The 9534-nt window shown below is 52.4% G+C and carries 12 protein-coding genes; 4 read left to right on the forward strand and 8 right to left on the reverse strand.

From position 1 onward, the window contains the following. Positions 1 to 970: 970 nt before the first annotated feature. The 7 genes from C3406_RS25555 to ardB all read right to left on the reverse strand — a co-directional run bounded on the left by C3406_RS25555 (position 971) and on the right by ardB (position 4539). Positions 971 to 1303 (reverse strand): hypothetical protein, encoded by a 333-nt coding sequence (locus C3406_RS25555; RefSeq protein WP_012561126.1) that lies wholly within the window; start codon positions 1301 to 1303, stop codon positions 971 to 973. Between the two features lie 208 nt (positions 1304 to 1511). Next, positions 1512 to 1796 (reverse strand): protein CcgC, encoded by a 285-nt coding sequence (gene ccgC / locus C3406_RS25560; protein ID WP_001750002.1) that lies wholly within the window; start codon positions 1794 to 1796, stop codon positions 1512 to 1514. A 68-nt stretch (positions 1797 to 1864) separates the two neighbouring features. Then, positions 1865 to 2206, reverse strand: a complete 342-nt coding sequence (locus C3406_RS25565; RefSeq protein WP_015344948.1) for a hypothetical protein — start codon at positions 2204 to 2206, stop codon at positions 1865 to 1867. Positions 2207 to 2220: 14 nt separating this feature from the next. After that, positions 2221 to 2517, reverse strand: a complete 297-nt coding sequence (gene ccgD / locus C3406_RS25570) for a protein CcgD (RefSeq protein ID WP_000545925.1) — start codon at positions 2515 to 2517, stop codon at positions 2221 to 2223. A gap of 885 nt (positions 2518 to 3402) precedes the next feature. Further along, complete coding sequence (locus C3406_RS25575) at positions 3403 to 3642, reverse strand: hypothetical protein (protein ID WP_000932975.1); 240 nt, start codon at positions 3640 to 3642, stop codon at positions 3403 to 3405. Positions 3643 to 3651: 9 nt separating this feature from the next. Then, positions 3652 to 4056, reverse strand: a complete 405-nt coding sequence (gene ardR / locus C3406_RS25580) for an antirestriction protein ArdAB regulator ArdR (RefSeq protein ID WP_000881513.1) — start codon at positions 4054 to 4056, stop codon at positions 3652 to 3654. A 57-nt stretch (positions 4057 to 4113) separates the two neighbouring features. Further along, positions 4114 to 4539 carry an antirestriction protein ArdB gene (ardB, locus tag C3406_RS25585; RefSeq protein WP_000447669.1) on the reverse strand — a complete coding sequence of 142 codons (426 nt, stop codon included), beginning with the start codon at positions 4537 to 4539 and terminating at the stop codon, positions 4114 to 4116. 414 nt (positions 4540 to 4953) lie between these two features. On the opposite strand from ardB, the gene mucA reads away from it, so the two are divergent. The 3 genes from mucA (at position 4954) to C3406_RS25605 (ending at position 7589) form a co-directional block, all read left to right on the forward strand. After that, positions 4954 to 5394 carry a translesion error-prone DNA polymerase V autoproteolytic subunit MucA gene (mucA, locus tag C3406_RS25595; protein WP_000861760.1) on the forward strand — a complete coding sequence of 147 codons (441 nt, stop codon included), beginning with the start codon at positions 4954 to 4956 and terminating at the stop codon, positions 5392 to 5394. Further along, positions 5382 to 6647, forward strand: coding sequence for a translesion error-prone DNA polymerase V subunit MucB (gene mucB, locus C3406_RS25600; RefSeq protein WP_001749980.1), 1266 nt, complete (start codon positions 5382 to 5384; stop codon positions 6645 to 6647). The genes mucA and mucB overlap by 13 nt, the downstream gene beginning before the upstream one ends. A 150-nt stretch (positions 6648 to 6797) precedes the next feature. Beyond that, on the forward strand, positions 6798 to 7589 hold the full coding sequence (locus tag C3406_RS25605) for a SprT-like domain-containing protein (RefSeq protein WP_001452808.1): 792 nt from the start codon (positions 6798 to 6800) through the stop codon (positions 7587 to 7589). A 14-nt stretch (positions 7590 to 7603) separates the two neighbouring features. Here C3406_RS25605 and ardK read toward each other — a convergent pair whose 3' ends face one another. Next, complete coding sequence (gene ardK / locus C3406_RS25610) at positions 7604 to 7945, reverse strand: antirestriction protein ArdAB regulator ArdK (RefSeq protein ID WP_000057569.1); 342 nt, start codon at positions 7943 to 7945, stop codon at positions 7604 to 7606. A gap of 559 nt (positions 7946 to 8504) precedes the next feature. On the opposite strand from ardK, the gene C3406_RS25615 reads away from it, so the two are divergent. Then, positions 8505 to 9224, forward strand: a complete 720-nt coding sequence (locus C3406_RS25615) for a replication initiation protein (RefSeq protein ID WP_001749982.1) — start codon at positions 8505 to 8507, stop codon at positions 9222 to 9224. The last annotated feature ends 310 nt before the right edge of the window (positions 9225 to 9534 follow it).

A 9534-nucleotide genomic window follows, 5' to 3' on the forward strand; every position in this document is an offset into this window, starting at 1 on the left:
TTACGGGGGACACCGCACCGTCACGGCCAGCGCCCCGCTGAGCTGCACAATCCACGGATAACACAATAGCGCACTGGCAAAGGATGCCGACGCCTGAAGGGCGTTGGCACCCCGAAGGGGCGGGGCGGCCGCTTGCGGCCGGGCGAGTCCGGCGCAGGGTGTGGCCTGCCAAGCGGAGCGCGGAGGCCGAAGGCCGGAGGCGTTAGCGGCCGCTGCCCGCGTAAGCGGGGCGAGACGGGAACCGGCTCGATGCGCAGCACAGCAGAGCGGCCCCGAAGGGGTAACGCCCTGTGTGGCATCAGGATTTAGCACAATGTCAGAACATAAACTGGAGAGATCACCGGCAAGCAGCTGCAAAGGGGCGGCACAGCCGCCCCGATGGCTGTTACTTGTCTTTGTCGCGTAGCACTTTGATTAGGCCGGTTACGGCCGTAATCAGAGCGGCCAGCGAGGTGATGATTTGCGGTAGGTTTTCGAGGATGGTAGAGGTCATATAGCACCTGTAGAGAAGTTGGCGGGGTGTCGTTTCCGACGGCCGCACTGTAACCGGGCGAATAAGGCAGGTTGTCAACAGCTTGAGCGAAGCGTCTGTTGACAACCTGCCGCGCCCGGTTTCACTGCGGTCATAGGCGGAACGACCCACGCCAACGGAACGGCTTTATGACCGGGCAGCTGAGATACCGGCGAACCTGGCTGGCGGCTGACGCCAGCCGCCAAGCGCCAGCGCGGAGGGCGAAGCCCGGAGGCCAAGCGGAGCGCGGAGGCCGAAGGCCGGAGGCGTTAGCGGCCGCTGCCCGCGTAAGCGGGGCGAGACGGGAACCGGCTCGATGCGCAGCACAGCAGAGCGGCCCCGAAGGGGTAACGCCCGGAGTCTGCCGCTGTTTATCTCTCGTTCCATCTGAAATCGGCGGTAAGGCCATTAAAAGGGTCAGTTTATCAGGGGGGCGTTAGCCCCCCATGTTGTTAATCATCAGGCAATATCGTCTTTGTAGCAGGCATAACCGAAGCTAAGCTCTGTTTTCATATAGTGGCGGGCAAAGTCCCAGGCATCGTGGCCGAAGTCCTCATAATCTGCCAGGACGATTTCGCGGGCTTTGTGCCATTGCTGTACGGAAGAAAGCGGCAGAACAGGGCAGGGAAGCGACCAGTCAGTGACGGTGTTGCAGATCATATCTGCCAGACGCTCCAGGGAGCCGTAAACCAGCTCTGTGCGCAGATCCGCCACCATGCGTTGTTTACGCAGTGATGCCAGATAATCAATCTCTTTGGTTATATCAGAATTTAAGCGGGTCTGGTAATCCATGATGTACTCCTTTGCGCGCCGATACCGGCAATTTTGCGGGCGACGGTGTTGCCTCCCGATGATTTAATTATCGGTGATTATGTCCTCAAAGTCAATATAAGTACTGAATGTGCATACAAAATTTTATATCTTGCAAAGCGTTCATAGAGTGCCTGAATCGCTTTCTGACAGCCTCAATAAAAAAGGCGGGGATTACCCGCCTTTTTTCTTACAGCTGCTTACGTGGCTTTTTACGCGTCATATACAACGGTATCGCGCAGTCTACCGCGTACAAAAAGCACGCCAGCGCGCCGCAACCGTACAGAAACGCAAGCGGCTTATTATCGAAGTAGCTGAAAACCCCTGTCGCCGCACACAGGCCCAGAACAGAGACGCAGGCGCAGGTGATCTGCACCAGATCCCTGTATCCCGCACGAACGATAAACCAGGGCAGGGCAAGCGCAGCGGCGCTAAAAATTAATGCGAGAGGGACAAAAACGAGATAGTGATACATGTGAACTCCTTGATGGTTGCCGATACCGGCGATTGTTCGGGCGGCGGTATTGCCACCCGATGATTTAATTAGAGGTTTTGCGCGTCCAGGAGATTGACCTGAGCCGGGGTAACGTGAAACTTTTCCCCTTTATGGATCACGTTATGCGGGGCGCTAATTTCATCACTGATAAAGCTAACCGGGTAACGTTTTTTACCGCAAATCCGCTCGCTAAACCACGCCACTTTTGCCGCTGGCCGATCCACTGGATGAACAATCACACCGGCCATGCTGCAACCCGTTGCGGGTTCGTCCAGCGTAATGCTTACCGGGACTGTATCCCGGTAAAAAAACTTAACCGGCGGCACACCTGCCTGCGTAGCGGCTGCGACAACTGCAAGCCCGATAACCGCTATCCGATTAATAAGCATTTTATTCCCCTTACTCATGCTGATATCACCTTGCCAGCTGTTACCAGTTTACGAAATTCGCTTTCATGAATTTCACGCCCATGCTCAAGCGTTGAATACACGTTGCCGATAAGCCAGTTACCAGCCGTTTTTGTCTCGGTATACCACCATGCTTCTGTCAGAGTAAGCAGCGGTTCGCTATCCTCGCCCTTCTCATAGATCCAGATTTTAGTGACGTCTTTACCCGTTTCGTTGCTGCCCTGAATGGTAGGGTCAAAGGTATGTTCAATCTCTATATCGAAGTAACGCTGAAGGAAGTTAGTAAAGTGCATGACGACTCCTGTAAGCGCCGATACCGGCAATTTTTCGGGTGGCGGTGTTGCCTCCCGATGATTTAATTATCGGTGATTACGCCTTTAAAGTCAATACAAGTACGGAATTTATTTACATGTTTTTATGCCCGTCAGGGCATGGAAGGCGACCGCGCCGGACTCCACCGGACACCGGCCGCAAATCGCCGGAAACTGCGGGACTGACCGGAGCAACAGGCCAACCCCCCTTCCTGCTAAGCCATAACCCAGCCCGCCGCCACGCAGCTGCCGCACGTCCCCCACGGGGGTGCGCAGTGGGCGCCGCGCGCCTGCGCGCGGGTACGGCGGCCCGCCTGCGGGTCGCGGCGCCGTACTGCGAGTTAGCGGCCGCCGCGCGGCCGGTTACGGGGGACACCGCACCGTCACGGCCAGCGCCCCACTGAGCTGCACAATCCACGGATAATGCAGGAGACGAATCATGATAGGAGGCTGAAGGGGAAATGAGCGGCAGCAGGGGAAGGGGTTGCCAAGCGGAGCGCGGAGGCCGCAGGCCGGAGGCGTCAGTGGCAGCTGCCCGCGTGAGCGGGGCGAGACGCGTAGCGGCTCGATGCGCAGCACAGCAGAACGGCCCCGGAGGGGTGACGTCCGGGGGTTCGCTTTTAAAGATTTTCGACCACATCAGTAAATCGTAGTGACACCATGAAGCAAAAGTATCGTGCAGACCAGAATCAACAACAGTAACAGCAGACCTTTTTTTCGACGTAATAAAACCGGCCCCAAAGCGCCCGCAAGAAGCACACTCAACACGATTTCCGTTATGCTAATCGTATTCATAATCTCTCACGTTTCCCTTTTTAGAACTCTGCCACACACGGATAAAACCTTATAACAAAGCAACAAAACCCGTTATTCAGACACGGTAATGCCTAGTTTTTTTGCCAGAATTTCAGATGACAAAGAAACCCTTATCGACTTCCCGGTTACAAGGTGAATGATTGTGGCTTCATGCCCTTCAACAGAGTGGGATATTAACTCACGCTGAATGATATGCGTCTCTCCATCATTTCCCGTCACGGCTATTAGGCTCTCTGTAGAACAGGGGTTGATACTACTAATGTTGGTGTTGTTTTCGGTTTTGTTCAGCATCGCTGATCCTCAAATATCGGTTTGTGTTACGTCTGCCGCTTTGCGCTGGATAAGCGACTTAAAGAAATCCGACGCCTTCAGAATATCGCTATCCTGGAAGTCGGGAAATGTCGCTTCTGTCAGCTCCTGCGCCGTACCTGCCCGTATAACGGTTTCATCGCGGATCATCGTTCGCTTAACGCCATCAGCCTGTTTTTTGCTGAAGGAGTGCCGGAAAATAATCGCGTATTGGCCGCCGCTATCCTGATGAACAGAAGTATCCCAGCGATGATTACCCTGTTTACGATAGTGGTGATAGATTTGCTGGCCGTAGCGCTCCTGATCGGAATTACGGTAATCGAACATTAACAGTTCCAAAAGCATTAACCGATCTGGCAATTGCCAGGCGGTAGGGTGTTGAAGTGTCGCTAACATAGTTTCCCCTGAGCGTGACAGTCACGATAAGGCGGGCTTTGCCCGCCTGGTTATCAGTTAATCAATGGCACGATAAATACGATTCTGGCTTTCGTTCTCCAGCGTATTAACGTACTCCCGCAACAGGTGATACCGGTTAGCCATCGTTTCGTTCAGTTCGGCTTTGCCTTCTTCATATGCCAGCCCGCAAAAGTAACTGTAGGCATACAGACAAACAATAATCCCTACTTCGCGCGCGCTGCATTCACCTTCAAAATAGTTAGGTAACGAGAGCCAAAGAGGTTGGGGCGCTTCCATAAAAAACGCGCCATTGCTGGCCTGAAGGTATTCCCAATACCCTCCCTGGTAGTCTTTAGCGTAACGATTCAGAAAGGACTGAATGAAGTGATCTGCGCTGAAGAAAGCGCCACGAAATGCCGCAGGCATGAAGTTCATGCGGGCGTTTTCAGAAATGTAGCGGGCGGTGATTTCGATAGTTTCCATGATACTTCCTCTTTAAGCCGATACCGGCGATGGTTAAGCGGCAGGCACATCACCTGCCACTTTTTAATTATCGTACAATGGGGCGTTAAAGTCAATACAAGTACGGATTATATTTACCTAATTTTATGCCCGTCAGAGCATGGAAGGCGACCTCGCCGGACTCCACCGGACACCGGGGGCAAATCGCCGGAAACTGCGGGACTGACCGGAGCGACAGGCCACCCCCCTCCCTGCTAGCCCGCCGCCACGCGGCCGGTTACAGGGGACACTGAGAAAGCAGAAAGCCAACAAACACTATATATAGCGTTCGTTGGCAGCTGAAGCAGCACTACATATAGTAGAGTACCTGTAAAACTTGCCAACCTGACCATAACAGCGATACTGTATAAGTAAACAGTGATTTGGAAGATCGCTATGAAGGTCGATATTTTTGAAAGCTCCGGCGCCAGCCGGGTACACAGCATCCCTTTTTATCTGCAAAGAATTTCTGCGGGGTTCCCCAGCCCGGCCCAGGGCTATGAAAAGCAGGAGTTAAACCTGCATGAGTATTGTGTTCGTCACCCTTCAGCAACTTACTTCCTGCGGGTTTCTGGCTCGTCAATGGAAGATGGCCGCATCCATGATGGTGACGTACTGGTTGTGGATCGCTCGCTGACGGCCAGCCACGGCTCAATCGTAGTCGCCTGCATCCATAATGAATTTACCGTGAAGCGGCTACTGCTGAGGCCCAGACCCTGCCTGATGCCGATGAACAAAGATTTTCCTGTGTACTACATTGACCCGGATAATGAGAGCGTTGAAATCTGGGGAGTGGTTACGCATTCCCTTATCGAGCATCCGGTATGTTTGCGCTGATTGATGTCAATGGCATGTACGCCAGCTGTGAGCAGGCATTTAGGCCAGATCTGGCAAACCGAGCAGTGGCCGTTTTATCCAACAATGACGGCAACATTGTGGCCCGTAATTACCTGGCGAAGAAAGCGGGCCTGAAAATGGGCGATCCGTACTTCAAAGTCAGACCCATAATCGAGCGTCATAACATCGCTATTTTTAGCTCTAATTACACTCTCTATGCCTCCATGTCGGCCCGGTTCGCGGCCGTAGTTGAGTCCCTTGCAAGCCACGTCGAACAGTATTCAATCGACGAGCTTTTTGTTGACTGCAAAGGGATAACGGCCGCCATGAGCCTTGACGCTTTCGGGCGCCAACTGCGCGAGGAAGTCAGGCGACACACAACGCTGGTATGCGGGGTCGGTATTGCCCGTACTAAGACGCTGGCGAAGCTGTGTAACCACGCTGCAAAAACATGGCCCGCTACTGGCGGGGTGGTTGCTCTGGACGATGGCGCCAGACTGAAGAAATTAATGAGCATCCTGCCGGTTGCGGAAGTCTGGGGCGTCGGCCATCGTACAGAGAAAGCACTCGCCACAATGGGGATCAAAACGGTGCTGGATTTAGCCAGGGCAGATACGCGCCTAATCCGTAAGACGTTTGGTGTTGTGCTTGAAAGAACGGTACGGGAGCTACGCGGCGAGGCTTGCTTCAGCCTGGAAGAAAACCCTCCGGCGAAGCAGCAGATTGTTGTATCGCGCTCATTCGGCCAACGCGTAGTAGCCCTGGCGGATATGCAGCAGGCGATCACCGGATTTGCAGCGCGCGCAGCTGAAAAACTGCGTAATGAGCGGCAATACTGCCGCGTCATAAGCGTCTTTATCCGCACCAGTCCTTATTCAGTGCGTGATACACAGTATGCCAATCAGGCAACCGAAAAACTGACGGTGGCAACCCAGGACAGCCGCACGATAATTCAGGCGGCACAAGCCGCGCTGGCGCGGATCTGGCGGGAAGATATTGCGTATGCAAAAGCAGGGATCATGCTGGCCGATTTCAGCGGAAAGGAGGCCCAGCTGGATTTATTCGACTCTGCTACGCCTTCAGCTGGCAGCGAGGCGTTAATGGCTGTTCTCGATGGCATAAACCGGCGTGGCAAGAGCCAGCTGTTTTTTGCAGGCCAGGGCATCGATAACTCCTTTGCCATGCGCCGTCAGATGTTGTCACCTGATTACACGACAGACTGGCGCTCGATACCAACAGCAACCATCAAATAATTACCGGCGCCGCACGCGGGCCGGTCAACCCCTCAACCGGCCGAAACGAGTTTCGGCGCGGTTTCGCGGTTTTCGGTAAAAGGCGTTTCATCTGTATAAAAGATCAGCTAAATTATGTGTATTGCACAATACATATATGTGAGGTTAACAGTGAATTTGCCTACGCCCGAAACCTACGATGAACTTCAGAGAGCCTACGATTTTTTTAATGAGAAGCTATTCAGCAACGAGCTGCCGCCATGCCTGATAACGTTGCAGCGTGAGAAGCGAACGTATGGCTATTGTTCCTTTAAGCGTTTCGTCGGCCGTGAGAGTGGGTACACGGTAGACGAGATCGCTATGAATCCGGTGTATTTCTCGATCAGAACCATAAAGGCCACGCTTTCAACACTGGTGCATGAGATGGTTCATCAGTGGCAATTCCATTTTGGCGAGCCTGGCCGCCGTGGCTATCACAACAAACAGTGGGCGGCCCGGATGGAACGGGTAGGACTAATGCCTTCTGATACCGGCGAACCGGGAGGCAGGAAAGTGGGCCAGAGCATGACCCATTATATTATTGCCGGTGGCCCTTTCGATATGGCCTGTGATGAACTGCTGACAGGCCATTTCCGGCTTTCCTGGATGGACAGGTTTCCGCCTTACCAGCCTAAGCCTGGCGCTGTGCTAAGCCCTACAGGAAAAGGCTATATTGACGACGAGGAAGATGATAGCGAACACGAACAGGAGGTGGAGGAAGGGCGCGACCCGGTTGAACTCGACGACGAGATCATAGAGGCCATGCGATTTGTAACCCCGCCGCCTGAAGCGCCGGTGAACAAAACAAACCGGGAAAAGTACAGCTGCCCGGTGTGTCATATCAATCTCTGGGGTAAACCGGGGATAGTGGTTTACTGTGGTGGCGAGCACTGTAATAAAGCCGCGTTAGTAGTCTTAAAATAAAGTCCTTTCGGACTTTATTTTTTTTCCATTTCCGAGGTCGTGATGTTATTAATGCTGTACTTCGCGGCTTCTTTTAAAACAGTTTCAGCAAGGCTTGCTGGTATCCAGACCTGAACTAATTTTAATGGTTCGCCGTTCTCGGCTTTAAGAGTGGTGTTCTGGTACAAATCCCAGATTCGCTTAACGGTGCTGGAAATGTTTTGCTTGGAACGGCCTACTCGCGTGGCTACGTCTGATGATTTCTCACCTTTGACAAGCACGGAATAGCCAATATCTGTTGTGATGTGTGCAAAGGAAGCCATTTGCGGCAGCAGCTGTTTCCATTCTGTTTCTGAAATTCTGTTTTTCTGAGCCATCTGTGGCGCCTCCGTAGTTTTGGTTACAGAAAGGATATACTCAGAATAAACTGGGGTCAATACAAGTACGATTTTTATAAACTTTATTTTATTTGAGGGTGAGGCCCGGTGCGGCAGCAGCGCGGGCCTCGATGGTGCCGCGAAGGTGCTGGCGCCATGCTTGGATTAAAACATGAACCGTGAAGAACTGCGAAACTTGTTTTCGCGGTTCTGAGGGGTTGACCGAGCCGCGAAGCGGCGCTGGTAAGCGATGATATGCACATATCCACAGGCATATTTTTAAAAGGTATTTTATAGATTTTTTATCTTTTTAAAGTCTTTTAGAGCTATATAACTCATTGATTTAAAATCATAAATAAGTGTTATCTCTGGGAATCCGCCCACCTTGTTATGGGAATTGGCCCACCTATCTATGGGAAACACCCCACCTTACTATGGGAATTAGCCCACCTTGTTATGGGAATTGGCCCACCTTAGACGAAACTGTAAAAAATGTATTTACTTGTTTGAACTTTGTGGTAGTGTGGAGAGTAATTTTTAACCCACAAAGGCAAGGCTCATGGATAAGTTGCTGAACAAAAAGATAAAAGTTAAGCAGTCTAACGAGCTTACCGAAGCTGCTTACTACCTCTCGCTAAAAGCAAAGCGCGTTCTCTGGTTATGTCTTATGCAGACGTATTTCACAGCTTCAGTAAGCGAAGATGATGATGAGATGGCTGTACTCGGTGACTCTACTTTCAAAGTAAAGGTGGCTGACTATGAGCAAATTTTTCAGGTAAGCCGTAACCAGGCTATCAAGGATGTTAAAGAAGGCGTGTTTGAGTTAAGCCGTTCTGCGGTAATCTTTTACCCGAAAGAAGGGAGTTTTGACTGCGTCGCGCGCCCCTGGCTAACAGAGGCTGGCAGCCGATCAGCTCGTGGTATCTGGGAAATCGAATTTAACCATAAACTCCTGCGGTACATTTACGGCCTGACGAACCAGTTCACCACCTACTCGCTCCGCGATTGTGGCAGTCTTCGAAATCCACGGACGATCCGCCTTTATGAAAGTCTTGCTCAATTCAAATCTTCAGGCTTATGGGTTACTACTCATGCTTGGTTAAATGACCGTTTCCTTTTGCCGGAATCCCAACAGAAGAACTTGGCAGAGTTGAAACGATCTTTCCTTGATCCTGCACTCAAGCAGATAAATGAGAAAACACCTTTACTTGCTAAGTATAGTATTGATGATTCAGGAAAATTTCTGTTCTCAATAATTGATAAGCAAAATCCCGTCTGACATAAATCAGCACACATGAGCCTGTCATTTGACAAATTTTTGTCATGAAGATGGGCGAATTTCCACACAGCACCGGCGCCCGGCAAGGTGGGCGGATTCCCACACGGCACCGGCGCCCGGCAAGGTGGGCGGATTCCCACACGGCACCGGCGCCCGGCAAGGTGGGCGGATTCCCACACGGCTCCGGCGCCCGGCAAGGTGGGCGGATTCCCACACGGCACCGGCGCCCGGCAAGGTGGGCGGATTCCCACACGGCTCCGGCGCCCGGAAAGGGTGGGCGGATTTCCACACAGCACCGGCGCCCGGCAAG

This window comes from Leclercia sp. LSNIH8 (assembly GCF_002920195.1).
Taxonomy (GTDB): domain Bacteria; phylum Pseudomonadota; class Gammaproteobacteria; order Enterobacterales; family Enterobacteriaceae; genus Enterobacter.